At 42.2% G+C, this 15,339-nt stretch carries 13 protein-coding genes; 10 read left to right on the top strand and 3 right to left on the bottom strand.

Annotated features, from left to right (window positions below):
- Positions 1–16 precede the first annotated feature (16 nt).
- Positions 17–421: a hypothetical protein gene (locus MKY11_RS13325; RefSeq protein WP_008346017.1), complete on the bottom strand. Its 405-nt coding sequence runs from the start codon at positions 419–421 to the stop codon at positions 17–19.
- 179 nt (positions 422–600) lie between these two features.
- On the opposite strand from MKY11_RS13325, the gene MKY11_RS13320 reads away from it, so the two are divergent.
- Both MKY11_RS13320 and cstA read left to right on the top strand, forming a co-directional pair.
- A complete protein-coding gene (locus MKY11_RS13320) occupies positions 601–1,689 on the top strand; it encodes a M42 family metallopeptidase (protein ID WP_017358255.1) in 1,089 nt (362 codons plus the stop codon).
- Between the two features lie 350 nt (positions 1,690–2,039).
- Positions 2,040–3,836 carry a carbon starvation protein A gene (gene cstA / locus MKY11_RS13315; protein WP_217967927.1) on the top strand — a complete coding sequence of 599 codons (1,797 nt, stop codon included), beginning with the start codon at positions 2,040–2,042 and terminating at the stop codon, positions 3,834–3,836.
- 45 nt (positions 3,837–3,881) lie between these two features.
- Here the strand turns inward: cstA and sspI are convergent, their stop codons facing one another.
- Positions 3,882–4,103, bottom strand: a complete 222-nt coding sequence (sspI, locus tag MKY11_RS13310; RefSeq protein WP_008346010.1) for a small acid-soluble spore protein SspI — start codon at positions 4,101–4,103, stop codon at positions 3,882–3,884.
- Positions 4,104–4,216: 113 nt separating this feature from the next.
- On the opposite strand from sspI, the gene MKY11_RS13305 reads away from it, so the two are divergent.
- From MKY11_RS13305 to pheT, 3 genes are all read left to right on the top strand, one after another.
- Entirely contained in the window at positions 4,217–4,960 is a 744-nt protein-coding gene (locus MKY11_RS13305) for an RNA methyltransferase (protein WP_060781262.1), read from the top strand.
- Between the two features lie 376 nt (positions 4,961–5,336).
- Positions 5,337–6,371, top strand: coding sequence for a phenylalanine--tRNA ligase subunit alpha (pheS, locus tag MKY11_RS13300; protein WP_008346004.1), 1,035 nt, complete (start codon positions 5,337–5,339; stop codon positions 6,369–6,371).
- 15 nt (positions 6,372–6,386) lie between these two features.
- Positions 6,387–8,801, top strand: coding sequence for a phenylalanine--tRNA ligase subunit beta (pheT, locus tag MKY11_RS13295; protein WP_342501479.1), 2,415 nt, complete (start codon positions 6,387–6,389; stop codon positions 8,799–8,801).
- A gap of 41 nt (positions 8,802–8,842) precedes the next feature.
- Here the strand turns inward: pheT and rnhC are convergent, their stop codons facing one another.
- Positions 8,843–9,766 (bottom strand): ribonuclease HIII, encoded by a 924-nt coding sequence (gene rnhC, locus MKY11_RS13290; protein ID WP_024718641.1) that lies wholly within the window; start codon positions 9,764–9,766, stop codon positions 8,843–8,845.
- A 134-nt stretch (positions 9,767–9,900) separates the two neighbouring features.
- On the opposite strand from rnhC, the gene zapA reads away from it, so the two are divergent.
- From zapA to MKY11_RS13265, 5 genes are all read left to right on the top strand, one after another.
- Positions 9,901–10,158, top strand: a complete 258-nt coding sequence (gene zapA, locus MKY11_RS13285) for a cell division protein ZapA (RefSeq protein WP_008345998.1) — start codon at positions 9,901–9,903, stop codon at positions 10,156–10,158.
- A 7-nt stretch (positions 10,159–10,165) separates the two neighbouring features.
- Positions 10,166–10,699, top strand: coding sequence for a CvpA family protein (locus tag MKY11_RS13280; RefSeq protein WP_008345997.1), 534 nt, complete (start codon positions 10,166–10,168; stop codon positions 10,697–10,699).
- A 115-nt stretch (positions 10,700–10,814) separates the two neighbouring features.
- Positions 10,815–12,527, top strand: a complete 1,713-nt coding sequence (gene polX, locus MKY11_RS13275; RefSeq protein ID WP_331832391.1) for a DNA polymerase/3'-5' exonuclease PolX — start codon at positions 10,815–10,817, stop codon at positions 12,525–12,527.
- A gap of 21 nt (positions 12,528–12,548) precedes the next feature.
- Entirely contained in the window at positions 12,549–14,906 is a 2,358-nt protein-coding gene (locus MKY11_RS13270; RefSeq protein ID WP_024718639.1) for an endonuclease MutS2, read from the top strand.
- 14 nt (positions 14,907–14,920) lie between these two features.
- The gene (locus MKY11_RS13265; protein WP_007501637.1) at positions 14,921–15,325 is read left to right on the top strand and encodes a DUF350 domain-containing protein; all 405 of its coding nucleotides are present in this window, start codon (positions 14,921–14,923) and stop codon (positions 15,323–15,325) included.
- The last annotated feature ends 14 nt before the right edge of the window (positions 15,326–15,339 follow it).

Raw genomic sequence — 15,339 nt, 5'->3', positions numbered from 1 at the left:
AAGGGAGCAGACGCCGTTAAGTCGGCGTGTCTGCTCCCTTTTTTTGTTTGATTTTTTTGATGGGCTGATCCCAATCAATTTTTGTTTGAGGATACCGTTCAATGATGTTTTCCTCAAGTTTTTCAAAGTCTTCTAATGTGAATTCATTTAGCTTCTCAGGTGACTCCGTCCAAACGTAAATGGAGTGGACAAACAGAGGATGATCCTTAGAAGGAACATGCTTCTCCCCTTCAAACAAGACACCTTTATAGACGAAATTAAAATTTTTGCGGGCATTTTGCTGTTCGTCCATAAAATAAAAGCCTTCTTTTAATTGTGCTTGTTTCAGCTTTCTTCTCGGGTTTGAGAAGAATTTTACCGCCATGTAGAAAATATAGACAAGCAATGCAACAAGAGCAAGTCTAATGAGGATGACAAACATGACAGGATGCACCTCCAATACCGTTATCTGATGTACTACGAATGAGAAAGACAAAAGGTTTCAACTTTTTTAAAAAAAATATTTCGATTAACGAAAAAATATTCATAAAAAGATCGTATTGAACGAAAGAGGTTTTGTATAATAAGAATGCACCATGAAGAAAAAGGAGGATACACAGAATGACAAAACTAGATCAAACATTAACTATGCTGAAAGACCTAACGGATGCAAAAGGGATTCCAGGAAATGAACGTGATGTAAAAAAAGTCATGCAGTCATACATAGAAACATATGCGGATGAAGTCTCTACAGATCGCCTTGGCAGCTTAATTGCTAAGAAGGAAGGAAATGCAAATGGGCCTAAAGTGATGCTTGCTGGCCACTTAGATGAAGTAGGATTCATGGTGACAAAAATCGATGACAAAGGCTATATTCGTTTTCAAACGGTCGGTGGCTGGTGGTCACAAGTTATGTTGGCGCAGCGTGTCACCATTGTGACGAAAAAAGGAGACATTACAGGTGTGATTGGTTCTAAACCGCCACATGTCTTATCACCAGAAGCACGAAAGAAATCAATCGAAATCACAGATATGTTCATTGATATTGGGGCTTCGAGCAAAGAACAGGCAATGGAATGGGGCGTCCTCCCTGGAGATCAAATCGTACCTTACTTTGAGTTTACGGTAATGAATGACGAAAAAATGCTTCTTGCAAAAGCCTGGGACAACCGTATCGGCTGTGCAGTAGCGATTGATGTCATGAAGAATTTAAAGGATACTCAGCATGAAAATATTGCATACAGTGTAGCAACTGTCCAAGAGGAAGTTGGCTTACGCGGAGCTAAAACAGCTGCAGCTACAATCCAGCCTGATATTGGATTTGCTATTGATGTTGGAGTAGCAGGTGATACACCAGGTATTACTGAAAAAGAAGCAACAAGCAAACTTGGCAAAGGACCAACGATTGTTGTATTCGACGCTTCCATGGTTTCTCATAAAGGGCTTCGCGATTTTGTTGTCCAAACTGCAGATGAATTAAACATTCCTTATCAATATGATTCCATGCCAGGTGGAGGAACAGATGCTGGAGGTATTCACTTAACAGGTCATGGCGTTCCATCACTATCCATCGGGATTCCAAGCAGATATATTCATACCCATGCAGCCATGATTCATCGAGATGATTATGAAAATGCGGTGAAGCTTTTAACAGAAGTCATCAAAAGACTTGATCAAAAAACGGTCGAACAAATTACGTACGGTTCTTAATGATGAAACCTTTCCTCAGTATGGGGAAAGGTTTTTTAATTGCGTTGAATTTCCCAGGAAATGAACTTTGGAATGTAAGTTGTGTCAAAAGAACTGTTTTCAGTAAATGAAGTGATATTTTTCTAGTGAGGAAGGCACATGTGATCCATCTTGTATTTATGTAAGATGAAATCAATAAAAAAGGACAGAGCCAATTGAGGCTCTGTCAAAAGAGAGTTTATGGAAGTAGGTGAAGCTTATTTTAGATTAAATCAATTATTCCTATTTGTAAACTCGGTTTTAAAAGAAAGAAAAATCACTCAATTTATGTTATATTTGTAACAAATTGTTTATAAAAAGGGGATGGTTAAATGAATGCGGTTTCAATTGTGATAGGATCGATGTGTATTTTAGCGATTGCCTATCGCCTCTATGGCACGTTTATGATGGTGAAGGTATTAAAGGTCACAGATGATCATCCTACACCGGCTCATGCACTCGAGGATGGGAAAGATTATGTGCCAACAAACAAATGGGTCACATTTGGGCATCACTTTGCTGCAATTGCCGCTGCTGGTCCATTAGTTGGTCCGATTTTAGCCGCACAATTTGGGTATTTACCTGGTCTCCTTTGGCTCTTAATTGGAGCGGTGATTGGCGGAGCTGTTCATGATCTTGTGGTCTTGTTTGCTTCGATGCGAAAAAAGGGGAAATCACTATCCGAGGTAGCGAAAGAGGAGCTTGGTCCTGTGGCAGGATTTTGCACAGGGCTCGCCATGTTATTTATTATTACAATTACAATGGCAGGACTGTCCATGGTTGTGCTTCATGCTTTAGAACGAAATCCTTGGGGAACCTTTGCAGTTGGTATTACCATTCCAATAGCGATGGGAGTCGGCCTTTATTATAAAAAGACTGGCAATTTAAAGCTGGCGACATCTGCGGGATTCATATTACTGATGTTGGGGGTATTCCTTGGACCGAATATTCAAGGAACAGCACTTGGAGAAATGTTAACACTTGATACAAAAACGCTTGCCCTTGCCCTGCCAATCTATGCGTTCTTTGCTGCGGCCCTGCCGGTTTGGTTGCTTTTGGCACCAAGAGACTATTTAAGCAGTTTTATGAAAATTGGTGTTTTCATCGCGCTGATTGCGGGAATCTTTGTGGTTAATCCAACCATCCAATTTCCGGCGTTTACGGAGTTTGTAAATGGAGGAGGGCCTGTCTTAGCTGGACCTGTATGGCCTTTTATTTCGATTACCATTGCTTGTGGTGCGATTTCTGGTTTTCATGCATTTGTTGGCTCTGGCACAACGCCAAAAATGCTAGATCGTTGGAGTGATATGAAGCCGGTGGCGTTTGGCGCGATGCTCGTAGAATGTTTAGTGGGAATCATGGCGTTAATTGCCGCTACTGCGCTTCATCCGGGAGATTATTTTGCAATTAATAGTACACCTGAAGTGTTCCGTACGCTTGGTATGAGTGTCGAGAATCTTCCTCAACTAAGCAAAGAAATCGGTCTTGACTTAGAAGGAAGAACAGGTGGAGCTGTTACATTAGCTGTAGGGATGGCGTACATCTTTACGGGTATTCCGTTCTTTAGTCATTTGGCCTCTTATTTCTTCCAATTCGTGATTATGTTTGAAGCCGTCTTTATTTTAACGGCGATTGACGCAGGAACCCGTGTCGCGCGATATTTGATCCAAGACTTCTTTGGAGAAGCATATAAACCGTTGAAACGAAATGACTGGGTACCAGGGTCAGTCTTTGCAAGTGCACTTGCTTGTTTTATGTGGGGATACTTGCTTTACTCTGGAGACATTGGATCCATTTGGGCACTCTTTGGCGTGTCAAACCAATTAATGGCCTCGGTCGGATTAATCATTGGGGCGACGGTTGTATTAAAAATTGCGGATAAAAGACGGTATATGTTGACTTGTTTAATTCCACTTGCTTACTTATATGTGACGGTGAATTATGCGGGTTATTGGATGGTTGCGAATGTCTATCTCAATCCTGAAGCATCTGGCTACAGTGTACTGAATGCCGTGCTTTCGATGATTATGCTGATTTTAGGTTTTGTCATTATCGTGTTCGCTATTAAAAAGTGGATCGAGATTTGGCGCGATCCAGCTCTTCGAATGGAGACGCCAATCACTGGCTAAATGAACAAAGCCGGCTTGCTCATAGATAAGCAAACCGGCTTCTTGTTATTGCTGATGCTCAGGCTTTAAGCCCTGCTCTAATGTTTCAAGAATTTCATTTTTTTCATCTTCTGATGCCTCTTGCCATAACACCTCAAACAAAACGCCAAGACCTGGCAGCATTTTTTCCTCGCCACTTTGAATCGCATCTAAAATTGTATGCTCAAGCTGCTCTTGATTATGACCAGTAATGTTTTGAATCACTGCGCCTCTTAAATTAAAATCCATTGCCCACACTCCTTTTTTGATGGTGATAGCCCTATTCTGTCTCAAAGACAGGTTTATTATGTAGTGTGCTTGAGATATAATAAATTCATGATATTTAAAGGAGTTAAAGTCGCTTGAAATATATAGAATCAGCTAAAAACGCACACATTAAACAATGGAAAAAGCTCCATACAAAAAAAGAACGAACGAAAACAGGGCTATTCCTTGTTGAAGGAAAACACTTAGTAGAAGAAGCATTGAAAAGCGGGGTTGTAAAAGAGTTAATGGTCGCAACGCCTGACATGCTCCCTGCTGACATCGAGCCTGACATTGAGCTGTATGAATTAAGTGAAGAGGCTTTTACTGCGATGACGGAAACGGAAACACCTCAGCAAATCGCAGCGGTTTGTACAATTCCTGTATTTGAGGAGAAAAAGTATGAACGAATGCTTCTGTTAGATGCAGTGCAAGATCCGGGGAATTTAGGCACACTCATTCGGACAGCAGATGCAGCGGGGCTTGATGCTGTGGTCCTAGGGGATGGAAGCGTTGATGCGTTTAACGGAAAAACGCTCCGTTCAGCACAAGGGTCTCATTTTCACCTGCCTATCTTCAAACAAACGCTACAACAGACAATTCCAGCATTAAAGGCGCAAGGCATATCTGTATATGGCAGTGCTTTGAAAGATGCGAAAGAGTATAGACACATAGCATCAGAAGGTCCATTTGCGTTAATTGTAGGCAACGAGGGAGCAGGTATTGATCCAGAGATTCTTCAAATGACAGATCAAAATTTATATGTTCCAATGTACGGACAAGCGGAATCATTAAATGTGGCTGTGGCAGCAGCGGTTCTTGTCTATCATTTGCGCGGATAGTGTTGCATCACGTCCTATTTTTCACTATAATGAAACTAATATTTTAAAAACCATGATAGAGGAAGATTGTTTCACGGAGCGTCCTAATAGGGAGAATGCATCGTAGACTGAAAGTGCATTTAAGGAATGCTGAAACAGGAATTCACCTCTGGAGTTGTCACCGGGACCGCAGGTTTTGCGTAAAGGTGGACCGGATTCGTTTGATTCCGTTATGTCAATGAAGCTTATTCGCACATATATTTGTGCTTAACAAGGGTGGTACCGCGACCACAACTCGTCCCTTCTTTTTTGGAGGGGCGGGTTTTTTTATTGTCTTCAAACAATCAAACACCCGTTTATTCAGACGGTTTTTTATATTAAAAGGAGGATAACACTCATGCAAGAAACGTTAAAACAGCTTGAAACAGAAGCGATAGCGAAGGTAGAAGCAGCCAGCTCGCTCAAAGAAGTCAATGATATTCGTGTTCAATATTTAGGGAAAAAAGGTCCGATTACAGAAGTGCTGCGCGGAATGGGCAAGCTTTCCGCTGAAGAAAGACCAAAAATGGGCGCACTTGCAAATGAAGTGAGAGAGCAGATTGCTGGTGCCATTGCTGAAAAAAATGAGCAGCTAGAAGCAGAAGAAGTGAAAAAGAAACTGGCTTCTCAAACCATTGATGTCACATTACCAGCAAGTCCGATCAAAATCGGGGCAAGGCATCCATTAACGATTGTCGTAGAAGATATTGAAGATTTATTTATCGGCATGGGCTATACCGTTGAAGAGGGCCCAGAGGTAGAAACAGATTACTATAACTTTGAAGCGCTCAATCTTCCAAAAGAACATCCGGCACGTGATATGCAGGACAGCTTCTATATTACTGAAGACACACTCATGAGAACGCAAACATCACCCGTTCAAGCGCGTACACTTGAGAAATATAAAGGCCAAGGTCCTGTGAAAATCATCTGCCCTGGTAAGGTATATAGACGTGACAGCGATGATGCCACTCACTCCCATCAATTCATGCAAATTGAAGGACTTGTGGTCGATCACAATATTAGCATGAGTGACCTCAAAGGGACGCTTGAGACAGTCGCAAGAAAAATGTTTGGTGAAGATCGTGAAATTAGACTGCGCCCAAGCTTTTTCCCATTCACAGAACCTTCCGTTGAAGTTGATGTGTCATGCTTTAAATGCGGCGGGAAAGGCTGTTCTGTATGTAAAGGAACAGGCTGGATTGAAATTTTAGGTGCAGGAATGGTTCACCCGAATGTATTGAAAATGAGCGGATTTGATCCAGATACTTACCAAGGCTTTGCTTTTGGAATGGGTGTTGAACGTATTGCCATGCTGAAATACGGCATAGATGACATTCGTCATTTCTACACAAATGATATTAGATTCACGAAGCAATTTAAGCAGGACTAAGAGGAGGAAATCAACATGTTTGTTTCATATAAATGGTTAGAGGACTATGTCGATTTAGAAGGCATTCAGCCGGATGAATTAGCAGAGAAAATCACAAGAAGCGGAATTGAAGTGGAAGCCGTTGAGTATAAAGGCGAAGGCATCAAAGGTGTTGTCGTTGGACACGTCATTGAACGTGAACAGCATCCGAATGCGGATAAATTAAACAAATGTCTTGTTGATATCGGCGAAGACGCACCGGTGCAAATTATATGCGGGGCTCCAAATGTGGATAAAGGACAGCATGTGGCCGTCGCAACGGTTGGTGCAGTCCTTCCTGGAAACTTTAAAATTAAAAAAGCAAAACTGCGCGGTGAAGAGTCTCATGGCATGATTTGTTCTCTGCAAGAATTAGGCGTAGAGAGCAAGCTCGTACCAAAAGAATATGCAGAAGGTATCTTTGTTTTCCCGAATGACGTGAAACCAGGAGATGATGCCCTTCAAGCGCTTCAATTAGATGACGCGGTACTTGAACTTGGCTTAACACCAAACCGTGCCGATGCCCTTAATATGCTAGGAGTGGCTTATGAGGTTGCTGCCATTTTAGGGAGAGACATCAAGCTTCCTGATACAGCGCATGACACTTCTTCTGAAAAAGCAGCAGACTATATTTCTGTTAAAATTGAGGATCAAGAAGCGAATCCACTTTATGCAGCGAAGATCATTAAAAATGTAAAGATTGGACCAGCACCACTTTGGATGCAAACAAGATTGATGAATGCAGGTATCCGCCCAATTAACAACGTCGTGGATATTACGAATTTTGTCTTACTTGAATACGGTCAACCTCTACATGCCTTTGATTATGACCGGTTTGGTTCAAAGCAGGTGGTCGTTCGTAAAGCGGCTGAAAATGAAATGATTCAAACTCTGGATGAACAAGAACGTACATTGTCTTCGAAGCATCTTGTCATTACAAATGGCACAAAAGCGCATGCTGTTGCAGGTGTCATGGGCGGTTTTGAATCAGAGGTGCGTGATGAGACGACAACGATTCTTTTAGAAGCGGCATATTTCAACGGTCAAACCGTCCGTCAAGCATCTAGAGACTTAGGGCTTCGCAGTGAATCAAGCACACGATTTGAAAAAGGGCTCGATCCGCAGCGGACGAAATCAGCAGCCGAAAGAGCAGCGCAATTGATCAGCATCTATGCAGGTGGTGAAGTGTTAAGTGGTACAGTTGAGGAAAACCACCTTGAAACAAGTATGAATGTCATCCACGTATCAACTGAGCGTGTGAACAAGGTGCTTGGCATGAGCATTTCAAAAGAAGATATGATTCAGATTTTCAACAAACTAGGCTTTACTGTGGGCGAATCAAATGATGTGCTTGTCGTAACGGTTCCTTCCCGCAGAATGGATATTACGATTGAAGAGGACCTCATTGAAGAAGTCGCGAGATTATACGGCTACGACAATATTCCATCTACACTGCCTACGACAGCTGGTACCGTTGGCGGTCTCACGCCATACCAAGTGAAGCGCAGAAAGGTGAGACGTTTCTTAGAGGGCGCAGGGCTTTCTCAAGCGATTACGTATTCATTAACGAATCAGCATAAGTCCACAGCCTTTGCTTTAAATTCAGCTTATCAAACAAGACTTTCCCTGCCAATGAGTGAGGAACGCAGTGTGCTGAGACAAAGCCTTCTGCCGAACTTACTTGATTCTGTCGCATATAACTTAGCAAGACAAGCTGATTCTTTTGCCTTTTACGAAACGGGTTCTGTTTTCTTAGCGGAAACGGAAGGTGCAAAACCAGTAGAGAAAGAGCATGTGGCAGGTGCTCTGACAGGTCTTTGGCATAAAAATCTTTGGCAGGGCGAGAAAAAAGCTGTCGATTTTTATGTAGCGAAGGGTATTGCAGAAGGGCTGTTTGAAAAGCTTGGTGTATCAGAAGAGATCACGTATGTTCAAGCAGAGCGTGAGGGCCTTCACCCAGGACGTACAGCCGATGTTCATTTAAATGGAAAAGTGATTGGCTTTGTAGCTGCACTTCATCCAGTAGTGGAAAAGGAATTAGATTTAAAAGAAACGTATGTATTTGAATTTGATTTAACAGATGTAATGACGTCTGAAACAGAGGATATGAAATATACGGCTATTCCGAGATTCCCAGCAGTGACAAGAGACATCGCACTTGTCGTAGATCAGCATATTTCAAGCGGACAGCTTGAGCAAGTCATTTATGAAGCTGGCGGCCAATTGCTCACAGACCTTTCCGTCTTTGATGTGTATGAGGGTGAGCATATGGAAGAAGGCAAGAAATCTGTTGCATTCTCTCTGCAATATTTAAACCCAGAACAAACGTTGACCGAGGAAGAAGTCACGGCTGTTCATACAAACGTATTGAAAGCATTAGAAGATACGTATCAAGCCGTCTTGCGCGGATAATAAAAAGAGCTATCGCTTTATGGGCGATAGCTCTTTTTTGATTATAACCATTTTTTCGCTTTTTGGGTGTTGGCAAAATGAAGTTTTGTAAATTGGCGTAAAGCCTCTTCGCCGTGCTGTTTCATCAGCTTTGCTGCCGCTTTGTCAACATGCGGACCGGCCCCTTTTGGAATGTCAAAGCCCGCTGCTTTTGATAATTTATCCATTTCAATTAAAAAAGCATACCTTGCAATAATAGAAGCTGCAGCAACCGATAAGTGGATGCCTTCTGCTTTCGTACTAAAATATGTACGCTCCCGAATGATCTTTTTCCCTGCAAGGTGCCTGAAATAAATGCCTGGTTCGGCAAATTGGTCAATGAGAATGGCTTCTGGTTTCTTGCCATCCAGTTTTTCTAGCACGGAGGTGATGACTTGGTTATGAAGCAGTGCCTTCATTTTCCCTTGGCTCATGCCCTTTTCCTGCATCGCATTGTATTTTTCATTCCGAAGCACGAGAAGGCTGAACGGGATGGTTTTGATCAAGTCTTTGGCAATGTTGATAATCTGCGGATCTTTTAGTCCTTTTGAGTCTTTCACCCCGAGCTCTTTCATGAGAGCAAGCTGACTGGAATCAACATAAGCCGCACAGACCGTAATGGGTCCAAAATAATCGCCAGTACCGACCTCATCTGAGCCAATAACCGACATGGAAGCGATGCCGGGTGGTGGGCTGTACTGTGTGATGGATGGCGTTTTTTTGCTTTTTGTTTCAGCTGTTTGTAAATGGTTGAACTGACTCGCTTCAGCTTCTGCCTTTTGTCCTTGGAACAGTACTTTTCCAGATTTGTAGGCTGTAATCGTACAGCCGGGAACCTTTGCTTGAAATAGAGCGCCTGGCGGCAAAGTGTCAGTTAAATGCTGAGCGTACACGCTCTTCATTTTTTTCATGTCTTCTGATGTTGCTTTTAAGACGGATTGGGGCACAGTGGATAACTCCTTTTTACCTTGATATCATTGATTTCTAAAGTGTACCATAACAGGGAAGGGCTCGTCTTTCCATTCAATGTCTAAACATGTTATGATAGAGACTAGGATTCTCGTGGAATGGAGGAGAAACGTTGTCTGACGGCGGTAAAACGAAAACAACAGTTGAGATTTACGGACAGTCCTATACGATCATCGGTCAAGAAACGAAGATGCATATGCGACATGTTGCTTCAATTGTTGATGATAAAATGAGAGAAATCAATGAAAAAAATCCATACCTTGATATAAACAAATTAGCTGTACTGACAGCAGTCAATGTCGTCCACGACTACTTGAAATTAAAAGAGCAATACGAAAAACTAGAGCTTCATCTAAAAGAAAAGGAATGAAATTACCGTGATCGATATCATCATTTTGTTTTTGCTTCTTATGGGAACGCTTGTCGGTCTAAAACGCGGGTTTATTCTTCAATTTATTAAATTGATTAGCTTTGTTGTTTCTATTTTAGTGGCTTCTATGTTTTATCAGTCACTTGCACCACAGCTTACGTGGATTCCAGCACCTAATTTTAGCGGCGGTCAAGCGCAGCTCGCTTTCTTTAGTGGGAATCTAGAAACAGCTTATTATAATACCATTGCGTTTATCATTCTGTTTATCTTGACCAAAATCCTGCTCGCTATCATCGGCGGATTGCTCACAACCATTGCAAGTATCCCTGTGATTAAACAGGTCAACAAACTACTTGGCGCTGTTTTAGGATTTCTTGAAACCTATCTATTTGTGTTTATTCTATTGTTTGTGGCTGCATTACTTCCAGTCGATGCGCTTCAAACCATGATGAGCAAATCAATGTTAGCAGATGTGATCGTAAATAGCACCCCTTACCTGTCCGGTCTTGTCAAAGACCTCTGGTCGACGTATGGAGTTTAAGAACTTCTCCTTTCTTGGAGAAGTTTTTTTCTCATTCCATGACAGAAAGTTGTAGGATGAAGGGAAAGTTTGTATATTTATATAGGAAGATGCCAAAGCGGCTGGAGGATGAGAGATGAATAAAAAAGATATTATCAAACTTCTTGAAACAATTGCAGTCTATATGGAGCTAAAAGGAGATAATCCTTTTAAAATTTCTGCCTTTCGTAAAGCAGCTGCGGCACTGGAACAAGATGACCGCAGTCTTTCTCAAATAGATGACCTATTAGCATTACCCGGCATTGGAAAAGGAACCTTTGCTGTGATCACAGAGTATATCGAAAAAGGACAGTCTGAAACACTCGAACAATTAAAAAAAGAAGTGCCTGAAGGACTTGTCCCGCTCTTAAAATTGCAAGGACTCGGTGGGAAGAAGATTGCTAAGCTCTACCAAGAGCTTGGTGTTCACGATGCACAGTCTTTAAAAGAAGCATGTGAAGCGGAAAAAGTACAAACGCTTGCTGGGTTTGGCAAAAAAACAGAAGAAAAGATTCTTGCCGCTCTTGAGGAGGCAGGAAAGCAGCCAGAACGACTGCCAATTGGTTTTGCATTAGATGTGGCAGAGCGAATTGATCATGCGCTGGAACAGATGGAGGGAATCATCCGCTTTTCAAGAGCGGGTAGTTTAAGACGTGCGCGTGAAACGGTCAAAGATTTAGATTACATCATTGCGACTGATAATCCTGAACAAGTGAGAGAACAACTTGTTGCTCTTGATGATGTCAAAGATGTCATTGCGAGCGGTGATACGAAGGTATCGGTCATGCTTGCACTTGATTTTGAAATCAGTGTAGATTTCCGGCTTGTGACAACAGACCAATTTGCAACAACACTGCACCATTTCACTGGCTCAAAAGATCATAACATTCGTATGCGCCAGCTTGCGAAGGAGCGCGGTGAGCGTATTAGTGAATATGGGGTTGAAACGATCGAAACTGGGGATGTGAAAACATTTGAAGACGAAAGCGCTTTTTATGCACATTTCCAACTTCCGCTCATTCCGCCAGAAATTCGTGAAACCGGAGCAGAGATTGATACGTATAAAGAAAGTATGCAATTTGTAGACCGAAAAGATATCAAAGGCGATCTTCATATGCACTCGACATGGAGTGATGGCGCTTTTTCTATTCGCGAAATGGCAGAGGCATGTATCGCAAAAGGCTATGAATACATGGCGATCACAGACCACTCACAATATTTAAAAGTAGCAAACGGTTTAACAAAAGAACGTTTGCGTTTGCAAGCAAAAGAAATTGACAAGCTGAATCAAGAATTCGAGCATTTTCACATTTTCAAAGGGGTCGAAATGGATATTCTGCCGGATGGATCGTTAGATTATGATGATGACTTTCTAGCAGACATGGATTTTGTCATTGCGTCTATTCATTCTAGCTTCTCTCAGCCGGAGGAAGTCATTATGGAGCGCCTAGAAAATGCCTTGAATAATCAGCATGTGGATTTAATTGCTCATCCAACTGGCCGTTTGATCGGTAGACGAGACGGCTATGCCTTAAATATTGATCAGCTCATAGAGCTTGCGAAAAAAACGGGCACTGCACTGGAACTCAACAGCAACCCGTCAAGACTTGATTTAAAAACAGAGCATTTAATGAAAGCAAACGAAGCGGGTGTGAACATCATGATCAACACAGATGCACACAACATCGCCATGCTCGATCATATGGACGTCGGTGTCACAGCTGCAAGAAAGGGCTGGACACCAAAAGCAAATGTCGTGAATACATTTTCACTCAATGAGATGAAAAAGTTTTTAACGCGTGACAGGTAGTCGTTAGGAGGCTGGACCATGCTGCAACAAAAAGTGTTAGCATCATTAGAATTTCATAAAGTAAAAGAAAAAGTCATGTCCTATACTGCTTCGACTTTAGGGAAAGAAAAAGCGCAGGACTTAATACCACTCACAGATATCGAGAGCATTCAGCATCTGCTAGAAGAGGTAGCAGAAGCGCAAGATGTGATTCGTTTAAAAGGATCTGCGCCATTTGGCGGGTTAACGGATATTAGACGAGGCGTCAAACGAGCAGAAATAGGCAGTATATTAAGCCCTTCTGAGCTGATGGAAATTGCGGCGCTGTTATATACCACAAAAAACATGAAGCACTTTCTCGCCTCTATGTATGAGGACGGAGTAGAGATACCCCGTCTTCATACATATGCAGAATCGCTGATTTTACTGCCAGACGTGAGAAAAGAAATCGAAAGCTGTATTGGTGATAATGGAGAAGTGCTTGATCACGCAACACCAGCCCTCCGCACCATACGAACGCAGTTACGATCACTAGAATCAAAAGTACGAGATAAATTAGAATCAATGATTCGTTCACAATCTGCCTCGAAAATGCTGTCAGACACCATTGTGACCATTCGTAATGATCGGTTTGTCATTCCCGTAAAACAAGAGTACCGCTCGAATTATGGAGGGATTGTTCACGATCAATCTTCTTCAGGCGCAACTCTTTTTATTGAGCCGCAAGTGGTCGTAGATTTAAATAACACCTTGCAGCAAACTCGCCTAAAAGAAAAGCAAGAGATTGAAAAGATTTTGCAAATGCTGACAGCGAGTGTGTCAGAGCACATTGATGAATTGCTTCATAATGTGAATGAACTTCAGACATTAGATTTTATTTTCGCCAAAGCCAAATATGCAAAAGCAGAAAAAGCCACAAAACCTACTGTGAATAACCAAGGGGAGATTTATTTAAAACGGGCAAGACATCCCCTATTGCCCCGAGATCAGGTTGTGGCAAATGATATTGAGCTAGGGAAAGATTTTTCTACGATCGTCATCACAGGTCCAAATACAGGCGGTAAGACCGTCACTTTAAAAACACTCGGACTTCTTACGCTGATGACGCAGGCAGGTCTTCATATTCCAGTCGAAGAAGGATCAGAAGTGGCTGTATTCGATCAAGTCTTTGCTGATATTGGAGACGAGCAGTCTATTGAACAGAGCTTGAGTACATTCTCATCTCATATGGTCAATATTGTGGATATCTTAAAGCATTTGACGTCTAATTCACTTGTGTTATTTGATGAATTAGGTGCGGGGACAGATCCTGCTGAAGGTGCAGCACTTGCGATGAGCATCTTAGATGAAGTTCATCAAACAAATGCGCGCGTCATCGCAACGACTCACTATCCTGAGCTGAAGGCATACGGGTATAACCGAGAAGGCGTCACAAATGCGAGTGTAGAGTTTGATATTGAAACCTTATCCCCTACATATCGCTTGCTCATCGGGGTGCCGGGACGAAGTAATGCATTTGAAATTTCCAAGCGTCTAGGACTGCCTCATCATTTAATTGACCGTGCAAAAGCAGATATGCACGCAGAACATAATGAAGTCGATCAGATGATTGCTTCATTAGAAGACAGCAAAAAACAAGCAGAAGAAGAACTGCATGAGACGGAATTCTATAGAAAAGAAGCAGAGAAGCTCCATAAAGAACTGCAAAAACAAATCCTTGAATGGAATGAACAAAAGGACAAACTGCTGGAAGAAGCTGAACAAAAAGCGGCAGAAAAAATTGAACAAGCAACAAAAGAAGCAGAAGAGATTATTCAAGAGCTTCGGTCCATTAAAAGTGAGCATCGTTCATTCAAAGAACATGAACTCATTGATGCGAGAAAGCGTCTTGAAGAAGCTGTCCCTGAGTTTGACCGTAAGAAAAAACCAGAGCCAGTGAAAAAAGCAGCAAGACAGCTAAAGCCAGGCGATGAAGTCAAAGTGCTGACGTTTGGCCAAAAAGGAACGCTCATCGAACAAACGGGTAACAAAGAATGGAGTGTCCAAATGGGCATTCTAAAAATGAAAGTAAAAGAAAAAGATATGGAATTTATCAAATCAGCACCGGAATTTAAACAAGAGAAAGCCATCACGGCGGTCAAAGGAAAAGACTATCATGTATCACTTGAGCTTGATTTAAGAGGAGAGCGTTATGAGAATGCCTTAAGCAGAGTCGAGAAATACTTAGATGATGCCGTCTTAGCTGGCTATCCGCGCGTGTCGATCATTCACGGTAAAGGCACTGGCGCCTTGAGAAAAGGGGTCCAGGAATTATTAAAACAGCACCGTAGTGTAAAAAATGCTCGTTTTGGAGAACAAGGCGAGGGAGGATCAGGCGTCACCATCGTCGAATTAAAGTAAAAAGGAGAAAACGCATGAAAGCCTTTTGGGAAAATGAACTTGTGGAAATTGCCGCCTATTACAGCGTGGCCGTCCTATGTCTTGTCTTATTTCTTACCATATTTGAACTCGTGACCTCCTATAAAAACTGGGAAGAGATTCAGCGGGGGAACTTAGCTGTTGCTATGGCAACCGGCGGGAAGATTTTTGGGATTGCCAATGTCTTTCAGCATTCCATCGCCCAGCACAACTCGCTTCTTCAAATGGTCGGATGGGGCGTATACGGCTTTGTGATGCTGCTCGTCAGCTATTTCATTTTTGAATTTTTAACACCACGATTTAAAGTAGACAAAGAGATTGAGAATGATAATAGAGCGGTCGGGTTTATTTCACTCATTATTTCTGTTGGGCTGTCTTATGTAGTAGCAGCCGGCATTTAAGGAGACGACATGGA

Source organism: Bacillus sp. FSL W7-1085, from assembly GCF_038595035.1.
Classification (GTDB): domain Bacteria; phylum Bacillota; class Bacilli; order Bacillales; family Bacillaceae; genus Bacillus; species Bacillus altitudinis.
The sequence above is the reverse complement of the archived record's forward strand: the minus strand, read 5'-3'. Positions and strand labels throughout refer to the sequence as shown.